The organism is Photobacterium sp. DNB22_13_2, assembly GCF_052873915.1.
The window spans coordinates 110,314-130,294 of sequence record NZ_JBNNXU010000011.1 but is presented as its reverse complement, the minus strand read 5'-3'; the positions used below and the strand labels follow the sequence as shown (position 1 = coordinate 130,294).

Genomic DNA, 19,981 nt, shown 5'->3' with positions numbered 1-19,981 from the left:
GATATATGCTTGAGAACAGGTAGGGATATTTCCCAATCTTTCTGATGATTGCGATAGAATACACATTATTTTTTGTCATTTGACGCCGAGGGTGAAGCTGTGAGCCATCAGAGCAAGCGCTATTTAATGTACATTGCCCAGAATTACTCCTACGCCATGTTGCGCCCGCTGCAAGAAGCCATCCTTAAACTGGGGGGGGAAGTTTGCTGGTTCATCGAGGGGGGCGAGGCAGATCCTAGTTACATTAAAGATGATGAAATACTACTGTCGTCGGTAGAGGCTGTAAAAGCTTGGCGGCCGGATATCGTCTTTGTTCCAGGAAATGTGGTTCCAAGTTTTATTCCTGGTATTAAAGTAGGCGTGTTTCATGGCTTTAACTCTGGAAAAAGAGCTCGTAATGGCCACTTTCAGATTAGAGGGTGCTTTGATTTGTATTGTACTCAGGGGCCAAACACGACCGAGCGCTTCGAACAGTTGGCAGCAGAGCATGGCTACTTCCGGATTACCCAAACAGGGTGGCCGGCGTTGGATCCGTTGTTTTCACCCATCATCGATAATCCTTATAAAGCTGCTGACGACGAACGGCCGACAATACTCATGTGCTCGACCTTTTCCCGTAATTTGACTTGTGCGCCTGTTCTTTACGATAAAATTAAGGCATTGGCGGCGACGGGGAAATGGCGCTGGTTAATTCAATTCCACCCGAAAATGGATCCAGCCACTGTTGAGCAATATAAGCAACTGCAAAACGAGAATTTGCAGTTTGTCGAGACAGATAATGTGCTCCCTTTGCTGCAAGCGGCGGATGTGATGCTGTGCGATACGTCTTCGATTTTGCTAATGTTTTTATTGCAGCGCAAACCGGTAGTAACATTTCGTAATCAGATCCCGAGTGGACATTTATTGAATGTCACCGATGTTGAGCAGGTTGAGTCCGCCTTGGAACAAGCCTTGCAACATCCTGCGGCACTGATGACTGAAATTGAACAATACTGCCAGGAGCTTCACCCTTATATGGATGGCAACTCTAGTTTGAGAGTGCTGGACGCGGCAAATCAAATATTGACAGACGGCAGGGCGGGGCTTAAATCCAAGCCGTTGAACTTGCTGCGTCAATTCAAGATGCGTAAAAAGTTGGGTTACTGGAAATTATAAGAGCGTTATTTTATTCAGTCGTTTGAGTGTGGTTTATGTGCCAGTGCATTCAGTATTGTATAGATATGGTAATTTGAGATGAGTCAGAAAATTAGAGTTCTAGCGGTGACACACCATGGAAGAAAAAACATCAACCCTATTCGACCAGAAGCGTCTCAGATAATAGGAATGCATAAATCTGGACAGGTTGACGTCACTGTGATGTGCAATCCAGGCTCGACCTTGATCCCTTTCCTCGAAGCCGAAGGGGTCAAGGTGGTGACTGATCCTTTAGACAAGAAAGTGAACATTGATACCATTAAGGAAATTCGCAAGTATATCACTGAAAACGACATTCAAATTCTGCACCTTTATAACAATATTGCTTGCTCGAATGGGTGTTTTGCTGCGATTGGCACAAAAGCAAAGGTCATTGCTTACCGTGGGCAGACCGGCAATATTAGTCGATTTGATCCGACGAGCTATTTAACCATGCTAAATCCTCGTTTAGATAAAATCATTTGTGTTGCCAAGGCGATTGAGGTCGACCTGCAAAACTATATCTGGGGGGATAAGAGTAAGGCTGTCACTGTTTATAAAGGTCATGATCAATCTTGGTACCAAAACTCGCCAGCTAACTTGGAACATCTCAACCTGCCTGAAGATAGCTTTAAGTTATCTTTAGTGGCGAACTTAAGACCAAGAAAAGGTCTGCATGTATTGATGGATGCGATGAAGTTATTGCCGGATGATATCAATATTGATGTTCTGCTCGTTGGTGCCGATCCTAAGTCGGAGAAAATTCAGCAAATGATAGCCCGCAGTGGGAAGTCTGCTAGGGTTCATGCCTTGGGCTATCGTGAAGATGCTCCAGAAGTGGCTGCGTCATCAGATCTCACTATTCTTCCAACGACTAAACGAGAAGGGCTATGTCGTGCGGTGCTGGAAGCAAACTCTTACGGCGTTCCTTCTATTGTGTCTGATACTGGTGGTAATGCAGAGTTGGTTGCCGATGGCGTAACCGGGATTGTGGTTCCGCCTAGTGATGCTAAAGCTTTGGTCGATGCGATACTTAAGTTATATAACGATCGTCAGCTATGCAAGCAATACGGTATCGCTGCCAAGCAGCGGGTTATTGATAAGTTCAATGTAGAGCAGGGTGTTGAGGCAACACTGAATTGTTATAAGTCGCTATTGAGTTAATCGCAAGAAGACTCGCAGCTGCAAAATGGGGAGCGAGAGAGACTCCCTATTTATATTGAGCTTAGTGTATATAGAGTATATTCGATCACATGTTGTATTTTGTTGTTTGTTTTTTGATGCTCTTTAGTAGTCTGTTGCGCACTTTGATGTAGACCTGGTCAACATTATTTATCATGAAAATAAACTTGTGCTTTTTGACGATGAGCTTACGTTTTAAAGTATTCTTCCCTGTTGGGTTTCTATCCATGTAGCTGTAATAGCGAACAAGTTGACGTTTTTTTCGTTGGTGATAATAAAACTCTTTTCGATATGATTCATTGTTGTAAAAGGCGAAAAAAAAGCTCTTTAAATACTCAATCTTAGCAATAGATTCAATAACTTGATGTCCTACACCATAAAAATGAAGATATTGAGTATGTGTAGGATAACGCAAAGCAATTGTTTTATCCTCGGCATTAAATGGGTCGTAAACAACAGTAAAATGCGTATTGTTAATATTGCTAAAATGTTGGCTAGGATCAGACTCCGGAGGGAGCAACGGTGAAAAAAGTAAAGCTCGGTCAAGGTTTAGCAATGATGCAAAGCAAGATACCCCATATGCCCCCATGCTTACGCCGTAGCCTAATCTTTCTGGAAATTTTTGCAGCAGGGAAGCTATACCCTTAAGATACTCCTTTAGCTCAGAACATGAAAACCAGTGATTGTCATTGACGGTATTAATGGCGACAACATTAATTTGTTGCTTGACCAAAAAGTGATAACACCAAGCATGCTTACCTGCATTAATCTGCCTCTTGGTGAGCAGCATTCCAGCAGGGTTAAAGCACACTACGACAGGTTTGTTATAATCAAAGAAGGCGTACTCTATCAATGACTGATTAAGGACCACTCGTTCTGAATCTAGCATCTCTATATTCCCTGTCATTCAAACATTACTCTTAATTATCTATTTTCTTGTACCTTGGTTTTAAGCTTATGGCTTGACGTAGTAACCGCTGAGCCCATTTTTTGTTACTGCTACCAAAATTATGCGGTCCCTGTGGGCCTAGATAATGATAGAGTACTTTATCTATATAATGTGCCTTTTCCCCAGCCATTTCTAATAAAGGTGAAGTTAGGTACTTATCACTGCATCGCCTTACATATCGCTTATCTTCAGTGACTAAATCTTCATGCTTGATTTTTTTGCACTCTAACCAAGCTTTGATCCTGCCGGTGTACAGATAGAAATTAAGCGTTCGTTTTACTTCTTTTTTCGTTAGGGTTAGCGATGCTGGGTTTACCTGCTTCCATAACGAGTATTTGAATGTTTTTAAATGATTAGCTCGCCATTTAACATACCGGAATAGATTCAGTTTTGGGATAATATCCGGATAGGAGGAGCAGTTAGCCCCTTGCTTTCCGTTAACAGTATAAGAACCAAACGTCATCAAGCACTGTTCTTGTTCATAGGTGTTTTTTAAGTATTCGAGTACCGTCGCATCGGCAAGCGCGTCGTCGCCATCAATCAGGACAATTACATCATTGTCATCAGGTTGAGCGAGTTTGATGGTTTCAGCAATGTTGCCCATTGAATACAGTTTTTGTTGATGACGTATCAAGTGAAATCGTTCATCATCAAGAATGTTTTCTTCAATAGTGTCACAGCTAGTATCTGTAGACAGGTCATCCCCAAAATACACTTCGAAGTTTTCGTAAGTCTGCGATTTTAATATGTCTATATTCTGCTTAAGGTGTTCTGACATATTATAGACGGCACTAATTACTATAAACTTCATTATTATTTACACTCTTATCTTTAATTGTTACAGCTTCTATAATTTCATTTCTTCTTAGTAGCAAAAATGTGCTGAAGATATAAAAAATTAAGGGGTGAGACCTTTCAAGTGGTACATCAGTTAAGCATACAGTTAAGTATATGGTAATCAAAACCAATATCAGTGTTTTGTTCTCTTTATTGGGAGCGAAAAGAGGGTATAAGATGAGTGACATTGTGCCGATAAGACCAAAAATGCCATATTTTGCTAAATCATCAATCCACTGGTTATGGAAGTGTGCAAAATTTGCTGCTTTAGGTGTGATGAATTTATCTTTGACCATTTGGCTCTTTATTTCTAGTTGACCGTTATTACCAACACCCAACAGCCAGTTAGAGTGAATGATTTCTAAACCAGCCTTCCACATTTGTAACCTTAATCCTATTGATGTATCCATCTTGTCAGAATTGATTTGTTTTACTTCCCATACAGTTGTTTTTACTCGATGTTGAATTGGCTCTTTTAAAGTTATAGTAATGGAGACTAAAATTAGAATTGAGGTGAATACGTGTTTTAACGCGATAGATTTTATATTGATAACGCGAAATGACAAAACCATTAAGCCTGCGGTAAAGGCTAGCAGAGGTCCTCGAGAGAATGATAAAAGTAATGGGAAAAAGGCAATAACAGCAAATCCAAGTGAAATTAATTTTAACTTTTTGTTACTTTCACTTAGTGCTAAATATAGGTTGGCATTAACTAAAAAAGCACTGACAGTACCAATACGTATTGGGTTAATAGACCAACCAGTTCTAAAGAGCAAAACATCTGAATAGTATTGGATTAATAAAAATAAAATAAGACTGCCAGATACAGTCCAAGTCAGATTACGAAATGAAATACTTTTTAGGTAACTAGGTGGAAGAATTGACAGATATATAAAGCCTAGGCTCAACATCCTTAAACGATTAGAAGAAATACCATAAGTAAAGTAAGCAACAATTGAGAACAATAAATTTAGCAACAGCAGCCACAGGAACTTGTTTTTTTTGATGTTGGTTAATATGTCTTTGTGCCCGAAAAAATAAAGGCGGGCAATGACAGCTAACGGCACGAGCACATTAAAAATTTTATCACCATTGGCAAAGGCAAAAACACCGCTAAAGCACCAAATAAGAGGCAACAGTATGATTGAGTGGATTAACACGTCTTTATCTAGTTTCATCTTCTTTTGCATATATAACATCAATCTCGGTATGGATTTTTCCTGCCTTCCGGCCGGGTTTTTAATAAACGTAAAATCCACATGTACTGCTCAGGGCGTTCGGTGACGTACTGCTCGATACACTGGTTCATCAATCGGGCATCTTGCTCCTCGGTGTCCAGCGGAAACGGAGAAAGCGGTGGGTAGATATCAATCTCGTATTTACCTGTCTCGCTATTGTAAATCGAGTACAAGGGTACGATTTTGGCCCGGCTCAATTTAGCCAGACGGCCCAGCCCGGCAATTGTCGCTTTAGTGGTGGCGAAAAAATCGACAAACACACTGTGTTCAGCGCCCAAGTCCTCATCAGGCAAATAATAACCTAAATAACCTTCGCGGATAGACTTGATAAAGGGTTTGATCCCGCCACTGCGCTCGTAAACACGGCCGCCGTATTGTACACGCTGTTTATGCATTAACCAGTCAGAGACGATATTTTTCTGCTTTTTTGCCATCGCTGAAACAGGCAATCCGCGCGATGCAAGCAAAACCGCTGGAATATCAATGGCCCAGGTATGAGGCACGAGTAAGATGGCACTGTCGCCATTTTCTTTCAACGCTGTTAGGTGTTCTTCGCCTCGAACAACCGTGTTGTATTCCAGCCACTGGCGGTTGCGTACACTCAAGGCGGCAAAGCCCATCAGGAAACTGCCTGCGGTAATGTAGCTGTCGAGCAGCATTGCCTCTCGCTCTTCCTCGCTTTTGTCGGGGAAGCACATTTGTAGGTTTACCCGGGCGCGGCGGTTGGCTTTGCTTTTGAACTTCACGGCACGTTTGGCAAACAGACTCGCCATGGCGCGTCGGATTCGGTGTGGCAGCAGGCACAAGAGAGCTGCGAAAGCGACGGCCAGCCAAGTTCCCCAATATTTGGGGTGCAGGAAGGCCCAGCTGAATTCTGGGTTGTAGGCTTTTTTATCGTAGTGGTTTGTCATTTAGTGTTTTGGTGCTTGGTTGATGGTTGCCATGTAGTCAGCCACGCCCTCGGCGACAGACTTGAAGGTGTCGGTGTAACCGGCAGCGCGCAATTTGGTCAGGTCGGCTTCGGTAAAAGCTTGGTAGTGGCCTTTTAGGTGATCAGGGAAAGGTATTTCTTCAACTTTCCCTTTGCCGTGGTGCTTGATCACAGCCTTGGCGACTTCACTGAAAGGTTCGGCCTTACCGGTACCACAGTTGTAGATCCCCGAGACACTATTTTGCCAGAACCACAGGTTGACCTTGCAAACATCACCGACAAAGACAAAATCTCGCTTGAGGCTATCGGAGCCCTCGAATAGTTTCGGGTTGCTGCCTTGGTTGATCTGGTTGTTGAGGTGGAAAGCGACCGAGGCCATGCTGCCTTTGTGTTGCTCGCGGGGACCGTAGACATTGAAGTAACGGAAGCCGGTTATTTGCGACAGGGTCTCGCCATGCTCTTTGGCATCTTGCCATAGGCGGCGGACATAGTTGTCGAACAGTTGCTTGGAGTAGCCGTAAACATTAAGCGCCCCTTCGTATTCACGTTCTTCGATAAAATCGTGGTCGCGGCCACCGTAGGTTGCGGCAGAGGAGGCGTACAGGAACGGGATATTACGCTCGAGGCAGTAATGCAGAAGCTCTTTGGAATATTCGTAATTATTGAGCATCATGTACTTGCCGTCCCACTCGGTGGTGGATGAGCAGGCGCCCTGGTGGAATACGGCATCAATTGGGCCGAAGTCGTCACCCGCCATGATCTGGGTAATGAAGTCGTCTTTGTCCATGTAGTCGGCAATATCCAAGTCTACTAAGTTGGCAAATTTGGTGCCGTCTTTGAGGTTGTCGACTACTAGGATGTCATTGTGACCTTGCTCATTAAGGGCTTTTATGAGGTTGCTGCCGATCATACCGGCACCACCAGTTACTATAATCATGGCTCTTCCAGTCTGTAAGGTGGATAACAAGGGTTAGACCCGCTGTTATAGATTATGTTTATGATAGTATGAGCAGATTGCCAAATGATCTGGGCAGAGAAGTGAGAAGCAAATGAAAACCCGTGACAAAATTATCTTAGCTGCACTGGAGCTTTTCAACGAAAGCGGTGAGCCGAATATTACCACTAACCATATTGCTGCCCATTTAGGGATTAGCCCCGGTAATCTGTATTATCATTTCCGTAATAAGGAAGAGATTATACACAGTATTTTCGATCAATACGCGCATGATCTCAGCGTTCACTTTCAACCTCTTGAAAATAAGCATATAACTGCTGATGACTTGTTAGTATATCTCGACTCGGTATTTATGCTGATGTGGCGCTACCGTTTTTTCTACGCCAATTTACCTGATATCTTGCAGCGTGATCCTGAACTCCAGCATAAGTATCTTGCGGCACAGGGAGGCTTGCACAAGGACATTATGGCGATGATGGCCAGCTTTCGTGCGGGTGGCCTGTTGGATATCGAACAAGATGAACTGGAGAATCTGGCAACGACCCTCAAACTTGTTGCGTCGAGCTGGGTTTTCTATCAGACCACCCAGGCACCAGGTGCCAAGATCACCAAAGCGGTGCTTTACCAAGGTGTGCTGCACATTCTTGGCATCGTTAGGCCGTTGACCACCGCCGAGGGTAAGTCTCAGGTACTACAACTAAAAGCGCACTACCGCGAGCAGATTGAAAAAGATATTTAATAAGACGGATCGAGATCGGATAACCTGACCAGTTGGATCCCTTGTCCTGCAAGTAGAGGTAGGGCTCGACTCAAGACATCAAGCGTTACTGGATAAGGGTGGCCGATAGCTATCGCGTAGCCATTTTTCTTGGCCTGATGGACGGCGCGGGAAAGTTGCTGATTGATGAACTTCTCGGTACTGAGGTGGTCGAGGAAGACATGGCGGCGCAGGGCGGGCACATTCTGTTGTTTGGCTTGTTTGAGCGCGACCGATCTTGCGGTAGTGCGGCTATCTAAGAAAAATAACCCCTGCTCTGACAGTACTTCCATTACCCAGCCCATTGCCTGTGGGCTCTGGGTCAGAGCGCTGCCCATGTGGTTGTTGACAGCGATGGCCTCAGGCACTCTTTCTAATCCCCAGCGCAGGGCATGTTGCAGGGTTTGCCGATCCATCTGCCGGGTCAGGGTCGCCATCTCGAGCGGGGCCCGATGTAGGGGCTCCATTGGCATATGAAGCAGGACATCGCGTTGCTGCTGTTGGGCTAATTTGCTGGTTGCTCTGTCATAGGGCGTATCTGGCAGGATGGAGACACTGATCTGTGGCGGCAGCGCTGATAAGGCGGCAGGCATAGGTTGATAGCCAAGATCATCGATGACGATGGCCAGTTTGGCCGCGAGGGCCATACTGGGCGATCCAATACTGGCTAAAACAAGGGCAAGGCCAACAGCCAACTTCCCGAATATACGACTCTTCACCACAAGCTATCCTTTGCTTATTCGGTACGAATGGAAAACGCTACTTTTATCTTGTCAGCCAACTGCGTGGGTTAGTCGGTGTGCCCTTACGGCGTATCTCAAAATACAGCGAAGACTGATCCTGCCCGCCACTGTCACCAATCAACGCAATATTCTCATTGGCCTGTACGGTATCGCCCACTTTTTTCAGCAAGGTTTGATTGTAGCCATAGAAGCTCATGTCCCCTTTGCCATGGTCGACGGCCAGTACCAAACCGTATCCGCGCAACCAGTCGGCAAATACGACCTTTCCGGGATAGATAGCTTTCACCGGACTACCGGCTGACTGGGCGATCACCATGCCCTTCCAGTGCAACTCACCTTGTTGGCTGGTGCCATAGTTATGTAGGATCTTACCTTTGATAGGCCAGGGTAGTTTGCCTTTCTGTTTCGCTAAGCCATCCATTGGCGCCCGGCGCGCGGCTTCGGCAGCCGCTTTGGCTTTTGCAATTTCTTCGACCAAGCGCTGTTCGTTTTGCTTAAGCTCTGTCAGGTACTGATTGTCGGTCGTCAATTGGCTACGCAGGCTTCGTACGGTTTTTTGCCGTTGGCTACGTTCGCTTTCCAGCTTGCTCTTGTGTTCATTGAGCTTAGCCAGTAAGGCCTGTTGCTCGTTTTGTTGCTCACCCAATCGGTGTTGTTTGAGCTGTAATTCGGTGGTGGTCGCTGCCAGCTCATCGAGGGCATGGCTACGTGCTTGGCTGAGGCGCTCAGCATATACGGTAAAGCGATCGAGCTGGCTGCTATTTTCGCCGCTTAGCATCAGTGCCAACTGGCTTTGTTTGCCTTGTTTGTAATGGGCGTTGAGTAGCTCTTTGAGCAGTTCTTGTTGACCCAACTGTTGCTGACGCAGTTGCTCGAGCTGTTGCCTTAGCTCACGGATAGAGGTGTTGAGTTCGGCGGAACGTACTTCTGCCTGATGGATCGATTTGGCGGTGTCGGCGATGCCGACTTCTTGTTGGCGCAAGCTTTTTTGCAGTTGGTCGACTTTTTTGCGATTCGCTGCGACTTGGCCTTGCTGGCGGGAGATCTCCTGTTTTACCCCTTTGAGCTGGCCGTCATTGGCCAAGTTCTGTGGGCTATACAGCAGGCATAAGAAAACGCCAGTGCAAAATGCACTGGCGCGAAGACGTTGGTGTAGGTGTCTGATAACTTCCCGCATAGGGGAGATTATTTCAGATCAAACAGCACCTGACCAGTCATCTCTTCAGGGATTTCCATATCTGTTAGGGCTAGCATTGTTGGTGCTAGGTCAGACAGTTTACCGTTATCCTTAAGAGTCAGCTCTTTGTTACCCAAGTACACTAGCGGTACAGGTAGGCTAGTGTGAGCAGTATGAATGCCGCCTGTTTCTGGGTTGACCATCATCTCTGCGTTACCGTGGTCGGCAGTGATCAGCAGCTGACCGTCCATTTCACGGATAGCTTCAACGACACGGCCGATACAGCCGTCAACCGCTTCGGTTGCTTGTACTGCAGCGTCATAAACGCCAGTGTGGCCAACCATATCAAGGTTAGGGTAGTTACAGATGATGGTATCGAACTCACCGCTCTTAATAGCCGTAACCAGCTTGTCAGTTAGCTCAGGTGCGCTCATTTCAGGTTGAAGATCGTAAGTCGCTACCTTTGGTGAAGCCACTAATCGGCGCTCTTCACCGTCGAACTCGTCTTCCACACCACCGTTGAAAAAGAAGGTCACGTGCGCGTATTTCTCTGTTTCAGAGATACGAAGTTGCTTCTTGCCTTTTTTCGATAGCCACTCACCTAGGGTGTTAACCAAATCCGCTGGTGGGTATGCGATAGGTAGATTGATGTCCGCCGCGTACTGAGTCAGCATCACAACATCAGCAAGTGCTGGGAATTGAGCACGCTCGAAACCTGCGAAATCCACTTCGAAAGCACGGGTGATCTGGCGAGCACGGTCAGCACGGTAGTTCATGAAGATAACAGCATCGCCATCTTCCATTGCTGCAACATCCTGGCCTTCAGCGCGGATTTCTGTAGCTTTAACAAATTCGTCGTTTTCATCACGGGCGTAAGCGGCTTCCAGACCTTCAACAGCAGAGTCTACGGTGAATTTTGCTTTCGCTGCAGTTAGCAGGTTGTAAGCAACTTCAACACGATCCCAGTTGTTGTCACGGTCCATTGCGTAGTAACGACCTACTAGCGAAGCAACTCGGCCTTTGCCTAGCTCAGCAAACAGGGCGTCGAAACGCTCTAGTGATGCCTGTGCGCTACGAGGTGGAGTGTCACGACCGTCTAGGAAGCAGTGTAGGTAGATTTTTTCAGCGCCGCGCTTTGCTGCCATTTCAACAGCTGCTGCGATGTGGTCTTCGTGGCTGTGAACACCACCTGGAGACATCAGGCCCATGATGTGTACAGCTTTGCCTGCGTTAACAGCTTTATCGATAGCGCCAGTTAGTGCTGGGTTTTCGAAGAAGTCACCATCAGCAATTGACTTGGTGATGCGAGTAAGATCTTGGTAAACGATGCGGCCGGCACCGATGTTGGTGTGACCTACTTCAGAGTTACCCATCTGGCCATCAGGTAGACCAACATCCATACCTGATGCTGAGATCAGAGTGTTTGCCTCGTTTGCCATCAGGCCATCGATAACTGGTGTGTTGGCGTTAGCAATAGCGTTGTTGGCGTTGTCTTGGCGGTAACCCCAGCCATCTAGGATAACTAAAGCCAATGGCTTCTTAGCAGACATATGCTGTCCCTCGTATGTGAAAACCTGAAATGAAATATCGATCAATTACCTTAGCCCTCAATATGCTAGGGCTAAGGTGATTGATCGTAGCGGACGTAATTTTACTACAGTTTATGGTGAAAACTGTAGGTCAAGATCAAACAATGCTGTAAATAGATTGTTATCTTCCTACGGAAATATATTCATTTCTGAGGATAAGTGTAAGTCCTGAAGCACAGTTTTTTTACTTTTTCTTATGCTGCAATAATGCTCAAGGCAGTTAAGGCTTATACTGAGAGCGCCAAGGACCAGTGAGCCGCCGCGCGGATTTATTGCATCTTGCTGTACAACTAGGCTGTCGAGGGTATACTCGGGGTCTTTAAATTTTGTCGACTTGGGCCTGGGTTACAGCAGGCTGATATTAGGAATATAGAGCGAAGATCATGCAACAATACATTGATTTTGTAACAAGTAACCCTATCTTGGCATTGGTATGGGTTGGCTTAGTTGTGGCTATCATTTCGTCTTACGTCAAGCAAAAGACGGCAGGCTATAAGATTGTCACTCCCAATGAAGCGACTGTAATGGTCAACCGTGAAGACGGTGTGTTTGTCGATATCCGCAGTCGTGATGAATACCGCGGCGGCCATATTGCTGGCTCACTTCACATTTTGCCAAGTCAAATTAAAGAACAGAACTTGGCAGATCTTGAAAAATTCAAGCAAGCCCCAATCATCGTAGTATGTAAGACAGGGCAAACGGCGCAAGAGAGTGCCAACCTGCTGAGCAAAGCGGGTTTCGAGAATGTAAACTTGCTTAAAGATGGTCTGATTTCATGGAATGAGGCAAACCTGCCATTGATCCGTAGCAAATCAGGCAAGGCGAAAAAGTAATTTTGCCGTCCCACTGCACGCTAGGTCGGGTTGTGGGATAACACTGAATTTTGTGCAGTTGTGATAGTCATCATGGTTGCGGTATTGATTGGCTCACGTTCGTGAGCATGAGAGAAAAAAGGACTCTAACATGGCTGAAGCAGCAAACACTGAAGCACAGCAGAACTTTCAAATCCAGCGTATCTTCCTGAAAGATGTTTCTTTCGAAGCGCCAAACTCGCCACAGATGTTCCAGAAAGAGTGGAACCCTGATGTGAAACTGGATCTAGACACGCAGAGCCGTGAGCTGGGTGACGGTGTATTCGAAGTTATTCTTCGTTTGACAGTGACTGTTAAGAATGAAGAAGAGACTGCGTTCCTGTGTGAAGTTCAGCAGGGCGGTATTTTCTCTGTTGCTGGTATGGAAGCGCCTCAGCTTGCGCATTGCCTAGGTGCATTCTGCCCGAACATTCTATTCCCATACGCACGTGAAACAATTTCGAGCCTAGTGGTTAAGGGTACCTTCCCTCAACTGAACCTAGCGCCGGTTAACTTCGATGCATTGTTCATGAACTACCTTCAGAACCAATCTCAAGCTAACCCAGAAAACACTGAAGCCTAAGCTTTAGGGTGGACATAATGAATCCAGGCTCTGAACAAACAATTTCCATGGCGGTACTGGGTGCCGGTTCGTACGGTACATCCTTGGCGATTTCACTGGCCCGTAATGGCGCCAATGTGATCCTATGGGGCCACGAGCCGGAACATATGGCGCAGCTGGAAATAGACCGTGCCAACGAGGCTTTTTTGCCGGGTGTAGCCTTTCCTGATTCCTTGATTGTCACTGCCGATTTGGAGCAGGCGGTCAAGGCCAGCCGTGACCTATTGGTGGTGGTACCTAGCCATGTCTTTGGTTTGGTATTAGGTAATGTCAAACCGCACTTGCGTGATGATTCTCGCATCTGCTGGGCAACCAAGGGACTGGAGCCGGAAACAGGGCGTCTTCTTAAAGATGTGGCTGTTGAAGCGCTGGGTGAGTTGGTTCCTCTGGCTGTATTGTCAGGCCCGACGTTTGCCAAAGAGCTTGCTGCAGGTATGCCAACAGCCATTTCTGTGGCGTCGCCGGACGACGAGTTTGTTCGCGATTTGCAGGGAAAAATTCACTGTAGCAAAACCTTCCGTGTTTATAGCAACAGTGATTTTATCGGTATGCAGCTTGGCGGTGCGGTCAAGAACGTGATTGCCATTGGTGCGGGGATGTCTGATGGTATTGGCTTTGGCGCCAATGCCCGTACAGCATTGATCACCCGTGGTTTGGCCGAAATGTCACGTTTGGGTGCGGCGTTAGGGGCGCAGCCTGAAACCTTTATGGGGATGGCAGGCCTTGGAGACTTGGTACTGACTTGTACCGACAACCAATCCCGTAACCGACGTTTTGGTTTGGCGCTGGGTCAAGGTAAAGACGTTGACCAAGCCCAAGATGATATCGGTCAAGTCGTCGAGGGATACCGTAATACCAAGGAAGTCTGGGTTCTTTCTCAGCGGTTGGGGGTCGAAATGCCGATCACCGAGCAGATCTATCAGGTGCTTTATCAGGGCAAAGACGCCCGTGAAGCGGCTAAAGATTTGCTGGCTCGCGAGAAAAAAGACGAATAACAGATTGGGAGCGATGCACCTCCATTCTGTTTACTAAAATTACAACGCGGGCTTCTTAGGCCTGCGTTGTTTTTTTTTCAGGGCGCGTTAAAGTTAAAGCAAGCCGATACCAACCGTAATGAAACCGAGGGTAATGTGAGGGAATGTCAACAATATGCCGTTTGGCAGGCAATAAAGCAGGAAGCGAGAGAGCAGTCAGAGCAGGAGCCAATGCTTGCAAGCTTTTACCATGCCACCATTATCAAGCACGATAATCTGGCGGCAGCGCTAAGTTATATTCTGGCCAATAAATTGGCCACGCCATCGATGCCAGCGATGGCAGTACGAGAAGTGATAGAAGAGGCTTTTGCCGCCGATTGTTTGATCACCGAAGCTGCAGCTTGTGATATCCGGGCTGTGGTTGAGCGTGATCCGGCGGTAGAGATGTTTTCTATCCCTTTGCTCTATTTGAAAGGCTTTCATGCTTTGCAAGGCTACCGAGTGGCCAACTGGTTGTGGAAGCAAAAACGTGTGGCATTGGCGGTTTACTTACAAAACCAAATTTCGGTCGCCTGTCAGGTGGATGTCCACCCTGCCGCGCGCATTGGCCAAGGGATCATGTTTGACCATGCCACCGGGATCGTGATTGGTGAGACAGCGGTGATCGATAATGATGTCTCTATTCTGCAGGATGTCACCTTGGGTGGTACCGGTAAGGAAGGGGGCGATCGCCATCCGAAAATCCGTGAGGGTGTCATGATTGGAGCCGGTGCTAAGATCTTGGGCAACATCGAAGTGGGCGAGGGTGCCAAGATTGGCTCTTGCTCGGTGGTGCTTAATCCGGTACCGCCACACACCACCGTCGCAGGCGTACCGGCCAAGATTGTCGGCCGCCCGAGCAGCGCCAAGCCATCGATGGATATGGATCAGCAATTCAACGGTACCAGCCAGACGTTTACCGCTGGTGATGGGATATAGCTCAGGCCAGAGGCGGTGGGCTAGAGGCGCAAGGAAGAGCAAGAATTTATTGTTTGATGATGTTCTTAAGCCAATAAGCCCACCTTCCAGAAACAGAAAAAGCGAGAGGAAGCCTCTCGCTTTTTTTTTGGATAATAATTCTAAATAGCCTCTAGCCTCTTTATTACATTGCGCCCTTGAAGCCCAATTGACGCCACGCTTCGTAGCCGATGATTGCAGCGGCGTTGGACAGGTTGAGACTACGGCTGTCCGGGTGCATAGGAATGCGCAAGCGCTGCTCCAGTGGTAGGCTTTCGATAAGCTCTGCTGGCAGGCCGCGAGTCTCTGGGCCAAACAGTAGCACATCGCCTTGCTGAAACTCGGCATTGGTATGGAAGTTGGTGGTCTTGGTGGTACAAGCGAAGATACGACGCTCGCCAATGTAGGCAAGGAATGCGTCGAAATTGGCATGGCGATGCACGTGCGCCAAGTCATGGTAATCCAAGCCGGCACGACGCAGCTTCTTCTCTTCCAAATCAAAGCCCAATGGCTCAATCAAGTGTAGGTTGGCCCCACAGTTAGCACAGAGGCGGATGATGTTGCCGGTATTCGGGGCGATCTCCGGTTCGTAAAGAGCGATATCAAACATAGTAGATAATCCGTGGTGACAATAGCGCTATTGTAGCGGAAAAGGCAGCCAAAAAGCACGACAGCGAGAATGATGGCAGATACGGCGGCCCAGTGAGGGCCGCGCGTAGAATTGGGGTTAGCGGGAAAGCGGGAGGGTGATGGTGACCTTGAGGCCGCCCAGAGTGCTGCGCGATGCTTTGATAGTACCGCTGTGCTGGCGGATGGCACTTTCAGTGATCGCCAGTCCCAGCCCGGTGCCGCCACTGCTGCGGTCTCGTGCGGTCGAGACACGGTAGAACGGGCGGAAGATATCCCCCAGTTCACTATCGGGTACACCCTCACCGTTATCCTCTACCGTGATGCACAATCTCATCGCCTGAGTCACAAAACGGATCTGGATCGTATCATCACCATACTTGATGGCATTACGGACCACGTTTTCCAATGCACTGATCAGTAGGTTGGGATTACCGTGCAGCGGCCACTCTTCCAATGGTGTATAGCTCAACTGCTTGCCAGATTGCTCGGCTTCGAAACGGGCATCTTCCATCATGTCATACCATAGCGAGGCAGCATCGGTTTGTTCCCGTTGCTCGTGGCTATTGACCTGCATCCGAGACAATTCCAGCAACTCGCTAATCATGGTCTCCAGCCGCTCGGATTCTGTATCGATGCGGGTGAGCTCGTTACTCTCGCCTTGCTTACGCTTAGCCAGTGCGGTAGCCATTCGTAACCGGGTCAGCGGAGATCGAAGCTCATGGCTGATGTCGGACAGTAGGCGTTGCTGGCCGCTGATCATGTGATTGATAGCATGGACCATCTGGTTGAAGCTGGCGCCTGCCTGCTTGAATTCTTTCGAGCCGGACTCCAGTTTGGGATCGGCTTCGAACTCCCCCTTGGCTACGCGTTCTGCGGCATTTTGTAAGCGGCGTGCCGGCAGGGAAATTGCCCATGCTAGCCAGAGTAGCAACGGGGTACTGACTAGCATGGTCAGCAGCAATAATTGAAAAGGCTTATCTAGGATCTGGATGAAAAACGGCGGCGGCTCCCTCACTATCCGGCCGATGTACATCAGCAAGGTGTCGCCTTTGTGTTTGACCTCGAACGGTCCGGCCATCATCCAGCGGCCATAGAGTTTCTGCTTGGGCACTTTGGGACTGTCGGCCATGGTAATAAAATTACGCAGCGCCTTGCTGTTGCGTCGTGGAGAGATGATATCGCCATCAGAGGTGGTGAAGTAGAGCTGGAACCCCTTGTGGCGGTCATGGTCGGTAAAGCGGCTGAGTTTCTTCTCCAGCGAACCGCCATCACGGGAAATCTGGCTGGAAATACTGGCGGCTGATTCTTGGAATCGTTCCTGCTGTAGTTGGGGGATCGTGTGCTGGGTACGGGGATCCAAATTGGGTAGCAACAGCAGTGTCAATACCACGATCAGTAGGGTGAGCCAAAACACCGCAAAGATGCGGCCATACAGGCTGGAAAAGCGCGGCAACTTCATTATACGTCCTCGACTAGCAGGTAACCCTTGCCACGCAAGGTTTTGATCCAGGGTTTACCGTCATCCCGAGCAGGGAGTTTCTTGCGTAGATTCGATACATGCATATCGATAGCACGGTCAAATGGTGCAAGCCTTTTGCCAAGCACTTCGAGGCTGAGTTCGTTTTTGGCGATGATTTTCCCCGGGTGCTGGACGAAGTAGCTTAGTAATGCCAGCTCGGTGCCGGTCATTTCAATTGAATGCCCATGACACAGAACCTCCTGACGGCCCGGATAGATTTCGATGTCTTGATAGGTCAGGCATTCTGGCCCCGCCTTGGTTGTTGGGCTCTTGCTTTGGGTGCGGCGCAAGATAGCACGGATACGGGCGAGCAGTTCACGGTCACTGAACGGCTTGGGCATATAGTCATCGGCACCCAGTTCCAGCCCGAGAACGCGATCGATCTCTTCGCCCTTGGCTGTCAGCATCAGTACCGGTGTTTCGTGCTTTTCGCGCAGTCGGCGCAACATCTCTGTCCCGTTCATCACTGGCATCATCACATCCAGCAAGATCAGGTCGATGCTGTCGTCCACCTTGGTTAACCCTTGCTCGCCATTATTGGCTTCGACAACCTCGAATCCTTCCATATCGAGAATATCGGAAAGCAGAGAGGTGAGTTCAGTATCATCATCAACAAGCAAAATTTTGGCCATGGTGTCTACCTTTAATAGCAACAGCGATAGAGTAAGTATCCCTAATCAATGTAGGGCAGCCAAGTAAAATTGGTTTAGCTTTACGCAGTTTTACGTTTGTCAGACAGCCCTTTACCTTGCAGGGGGTAAGCTATAACCGTACCTCAGAAAACGGCGCTGAAACAGCAGCCACTATTGGAGAAGAACATAATGATGACTTTCAAAAAAACAATGGCTCTAGCAATTGCCCTTCCTCTAGCCCTAGGCTCTGCTTCTGCACTGGCGTACGGTGGTGGCAAACATCATAACGGCCACGGCGGCAAAGGCGGTTGCGGTATGGATGATAGCCGTATGTTCCGCCAGTTAGATTTGACCGATGCACAGAAAACAGAGCTCAAGGAGCTGCGTCAGACCAACAAAGACAATATGCGCGGCAAAATGGGTGAGCGCCATAGTGAAATGCAGGCGCAGCATCAGAAAATGCAGCAACTTGTCCTGAGCGAAGATTTCAATGAAGCAGAAGTGCGTGCTCTGGCTGAGGAAATGTCCAAGCAGCAGGTTGAACGTCGCGTCTCTATGCTTAAGCAGCGCCATGAAATGATGCAAGTGCTGACCGCAGAGCAGAAAACTAAACTGCAGGAGCTTCAGGCCGAGCGCGGTGAAAAGTGCCAAGCGAAAATGGAAAAGCGCATGGAGCGCAAGCAATCTAACTAATTGCGCTGATTAAACAGAGAAAAGCCGCCAACACTCTTGGCGGCTTTTTTGTTATTTATGCCCAAGTCACTTGGATGTACTGCTTTGTAAATCATCAATTTGAATTATTTTGTTATTAATTTTCGTCATAAAAAAGCTATACTGCGAGGTGTTGCCCAGTCCAGTGCCGTCTGTCTGGTGTGATTATCATGGATGAATTCACAATCACCCGCGGTCATCATCCTCACCCGGCACAACTGGAGGCTCTGGTGCCAGCCGTTATACTGAAGAAGTAGAGTTATAGCGGTCGAGCGGTGTACTGCTCGTGGCCCCAGCCTAGAGGCGAACTGTTTTAAATATTCCGATAGTGTATGAGGAGGCGATAGTTTCCGCGCCATGCTGCAGTTGCAGGCTATCGTGATATGAATCAACAAATTTTTTTATCAAAATTGTAATACTCCTACATTAGTAGGAAAGTTACAGTTTACATAAGTCAGGGCCACTTTAAGGCCTGTGGTCGAGTGGGGAACCTCGGCCGCTTATGTCGGATTTGAATTTTCATTTCCCAAAGTCAGAGGGTAACCATGATTAAGAAGATTGGTGTATTGACCAGTGGTGGTGACGCACCTGGTATGAACGCGGCGGTTCGCGGTGTTGTACGTGCAGCATTGTCTGAAGGCGTTGAAGTATACGGTGTGTATGACGGCTATCAGGGCCTGCACCAGAACCGTATTGAAAAACTGACGCGCTCAAGCGTATCAGATGTCATCAATAAAGGTGGTACATTCCTGGGTTCTGCGCGTTTTCCTGAGTTCAAGGAAGAAAAAGTACGTCAGCAGGCTATCGAAAACCTTAAGATCCACGGCATCGACGCGCTGGTTGTTATCGGCGGTGACGGCTCGTACATGGGTGCGAAGAAGCTGACTGAAATGGGCTACCCATGTATCGGTCTGCCAGGTACGATTGATAACGATGTTGCAGGTACTGACTATACGATCGGTTACCTTACAGCGCTGAACACGGTTATCGATGCGATTGACCGTCTGCGTGATACGTCTTCTTCTCACCAGCGTATCTCTATTGTTGAGGTAATGGGCCGCCACTGTGGTGATCTGACGCTGATGTCTGCGATTGCTGGTGGCTGTGAGTACATTATCACACCAGAAACCGGCTTGAACAAAGAAGAGCTGCTGGCGAAGATCAAAGAAGGGATCTACAAAGGCAAGAAGCACGCGATCATTGCACTGACCGAATTGATGACCGATGCCAACGAACTGGCGAAGTATATCGAAGATGAAACCGGTCGTGAAACGCGTGCAACTGTACTTGGCCACATTCAACGTGGCGGCCAGCCAACAGCATTTGACCGTATCTTGGCATCTCGTATGGGTGCGTATGCGGTAGATCTACTGATGGAAGGCCACGGCGGTCGCTGTGTGGGTATCCAGAACGAGAAGATGGTTCACCACGATATCATCGACGCGATTGAGAACATGAAACGCCCAGTACGTAAAGATCTTTACGCATTGGCTGACAAGTTGTTCTAAAGGGTCA

The 19,981-nt window shown here is 47.8% G+C and carries 20 protein-coding genes; 9 read left to right on the top strand and 11 right to left on the bottom strand.

Features of this window, described 5'->3' with window-relative positions:
• Nucleotides 1-99: 99 nt before the first annotated feature.
• Nucleotides 100-1,155, top strand: a complete 1,056-nt coding sequence (locus ACVA58_RS16780; RefSeq protein ID WP_446511523.1) for a CDP-glycerol--glycerophosphate glycerophosphotransferase — start codon at nt 100-102, stop codon at nt 1,153-1,155.
• Between the two features lie 78 nt (nt 1,156-1,233).
• Nucleotides 1,234-2,337, top strand: a complete 1,104-nt coding sequence (locus ACVA58_RS16775; protein ID WP_446511522.1) for a glycosyltransferase — start codon at nt 1,234-1,236, stop codon at nt 2,335-2,337.
• An 85-nt stretch (nt 2,338-2,422) separates the two neighbouring features.
• On the opposite strand, the gene ACVA58_RS16770 is transcribed toward ACVA58_RS16775, so the two are convergent.
• Genes ACVA58_RS16770 through rfaD form a run of 5 tightly spaced genes read right to left on the bottom strand, consistent with a single transcriptional unit; the run spans nt 2,423 to nt 7,247 of the window.
• Nucleotides 2,423-3,244: a hypothetical protein gene (locus ACVA58_RS16770; protein ID WP_446511521.1), complete on the bottom strand. Its 822-nt coding sequence runs from the start codon at nt 3,242-3,244 to the stop codon at nt 2,423-2,425.
• Between the two features lie 31 nt (nt 3,245-3,275).
• A complete protein-coding gene (locus ACVA58_RS16765; RefSeq protein WP_446511520.1) occupies nt 3,276-4,115 on the bottom strand; it encodes a glycosyltransferase family 2 protein in 840 nt (279 codons plus the stop codon).
• The gene (locus ACVA58_RS16760; protein WP_446511519.1) at nt 4,096-5,319 is read right to left on the bottom strand and encodes an O-antigen ligase family protein; all 1,224 of its coding nucleotides are present in this window, start codon (nt 5,317-5,319) and stop codon (nt 4,096-4,098) included. Before ACVA58_RS16760 ends, ACVA58_RS16765 begins: the two co-directional genes overlap by 20 nt.
• A 20-nt stretch (nt 5,320-5,339) precedes the next feature.
• Nucleotides 5,340-6,290: a lauroyl-Kdo(2)-lipid IV(A) myristoyltransferase gene (lpxM, locus tag ACVA58_RS16755; RefSeq protein ID WP_446511518.1), complete on the bottom strand. Its 951-nt coding sequence runs from the start codon at nt 6,288-6,290 to the stop codon at nt 5,340-5,342.
• Nucleotides 6,291-7,247 carry an ADP-glyceromanno-heptose 6-epimerase gene (gene rfaD / locus ACVA58_RS16750; RefSeq protein WP_446511517.1) on the bottom strand — a complete coding sequence of 319 codons (957 nt, stop codon included), beginning with the start codon at nt 7,245-7,247 and terminating at the stop codon, nt 6,291-6,293.
• Nucleotides 7,248-7,359: 112 nt separating this feature from the next.
• Here rfaD and ACVA58_RS16745 point away from each other — a divergent pair, with 112 nt between their 5' ends.
• Complete coding sequence (locus ACVA58_RS16745) at nt 7,360-8,004, top strand: TetR/AcrR family transcriptional regulator (protein ID WP_446511516.1); 645 nt, start codon at nt 7,360-7,362, stop codon at nt 8,002-8,004.
• Here ACVA58_RS16745 and ACVA58_RS16740 read toward each other — a convergent pair.
• The 3 genes from ACVA58_RS16740 to gpmM are packed head-to-tail and all read right to left on the bottom strand — an operon-like array spanning nt 8,001 to nt 11,492.
• Nucleotides 8,001-8,741 (bottom strand): divergent polysaccharide deacetylase family protein, encoded by a 741-nt coding sequence (locus tag ACVA58_RS16740; protein WP_446511515.1) that lies wholly within the window; start codon nt 8,739-8,741, stop codon nt 8,001-8,003. The genes ACVA58_RS16745 and ACVA58_RS16740 overlap by 4 nt on opposite strands.
• Before the next feature lie 46 nt (nt 8,742-8,787).
• Nucleotides 8,788-9,942 carry a peptidoglycan DD-metalloendopeptidase family protein gene (locus ACVA58_RS16735; protein WP_446511514.1) on the bottom strand — a complete coding sequence of 385 codons (1,155 nt, stop codon included), beginning with the start codon at nt 9,940-9,942 and terminating at the stop codon, nt 8,788-8,790.
• Nucleotides 9,943-9,950: 8 nt separating this feature from the next.
• Entirely contained in the window at nt 9,951-11,492 is a 1,542-nt protein-coding gene (gpmM, locus tag ACVA58_RS16730) for a 2,3-bisphosphoglycerate-independent phosphoglycerate mutase (RefSeq protein WP_446511513.1), read from the bottom strand.
• Between the two features lie 422 nt (nt 11,493-11,914).
• Here gpmM and ACVA58_RS16725 point away from each other — a divergent pair, with 422 nt between their 5' ends.
• The 4 genes from ACVA58_RS16725 to cysE all read left to right on the top strand — a co-directional run bounded on the left by ACVA58_RS16725 (nt 11,915) and on the right by cysE (nt 14,956).
• Nucleotides 11,915-12,364, top strand: coding sequence for a rhodanese-like domain-containing protein (locus ACVA58_RS16725; protein WP_446511512.1), 450 nt, complete (start codon nt 11,915-11,917; stop codon nt 12,362-12,364).
• Between the two features lie 130 nt (nt 12,365-12,494).
• Nucleotides 12,495-12,965 carry a protein-export chaperone SecB gene (gene secB, locus ACVA58_RS16720; RefSeq protein WP_446511511.1) on the top strand — a complete coding sequence of 157 codons (471 nt, stop codon included), beginning with the start codon at nt 12,495-12,497 and terminating at the stop codon, nt 12,963-12,965.
• 17 nt (nt 12,966-12,982) lie between these two features.
• On the top strand, nt 12,983-13,999 hold the full coding sequence (gene gpsA / locus ACVA58_RS16715) for an NAD(P)H-dependent glycerol-3-phosphate dehydrogenase (protein ID WP_446511510.1): 1,017 nt from the start codon (nt 12,983-12,985) through the stop codon (nt 13,997-13,999).
• A 135-nt stretch (nt 14,000-14,134) separates the two neighbouring features.
• Nucleotides 14,135-14,956: a serine O-acetyltransferase gene (cysE, locus tag ACVA58_RS16710; RefSeq protein ID WP_446511558.1), complete on the top strand. Its 822-nt coding sequence runs from the start codon at nt 14,135-14,137 to the stop codon at nt 14,954-14,956.
• 163 nt (nt 14,957-15,119) lie between these two features.
• On the opposite strand, the gene trmL is transcribed toward cysE, so the two are convergent.
• The 3 genes from trmL to ACVA58_RS16695 form a co-directional block, all read right to left on the bottom strand.
• Nucleotides 15,120-15,584: a tRNA (uridine(34)/cytosine(34)/5-carboxymethylaminomethyluridine(34)-2'-O)-methyltransferase TrmL gene (gene trmL / locus ACVA58_RS16705; RefSeq protein ID WP_446511509.1), complete on the bottom strand. Its 465-nt coding sequence runs from the start codon at nt 15,582-15,584 to the stop codon at nt 15,120-15,122.
• 117 nt (nt 15,585-15,701) lie between these two features.
• Nucleotides 15,702-17,063, bottom strand: a complete 1,362-nt coding sequence (cpxA, locus tag ACVA58_RS16700; RefSeq protein WP_446511508.1) for an envelope stress sensor histidine kinase CpxA — start codon at nt 17,061-17,063, stop codon at nt 15,702-15,704.
• Nucleotides 17,063-17,755, bottom strand: a complete 693-nt coding sequence (locus tag ACVA58_RS16695; protein WP_446511507.1) for a response regulator — start codon at nt 17,753-17,755, stop codon at nt 17,063-17,065. Before ACVA58_RS16695 ends, cpxA begins: the two co-directional genes overlap by 1 nt.
• Nucleotides 17,756-17,944: 189 nt before the next feature.
• On the opposite strand from ACVA58_RS16695, the gene ACVA58_RS16690 reads away from it, so the two are divergent.
• Nucleotides 17,945-18,448: a CpxP family protein gene (locus ACVA58_RS16690; protein ID WP_446511506.1), complete on the top strand. Its 504-nt coding sequence runs from the start codon at nt 17,945-17,947 to the stop codon at nt 18,446-18,448.
• A gap of 563 nt (nt 18,449-19,011) precedes the next feature.
• Nucleotides 19,012-19,974: a 6-phosphofructokinase gene (pfkA, locus tag ACVA58_RS16685; RefSeq protein ID WP_446511505.1), complete on the top strand. Its 963-nt coding sequence runs from the start codon at nt 19,012-19,014 to the stop codon at nt 19,972-19,974.
• Nucleotides 19,975-19,981 lie beyond the last annotated feature (7 nt).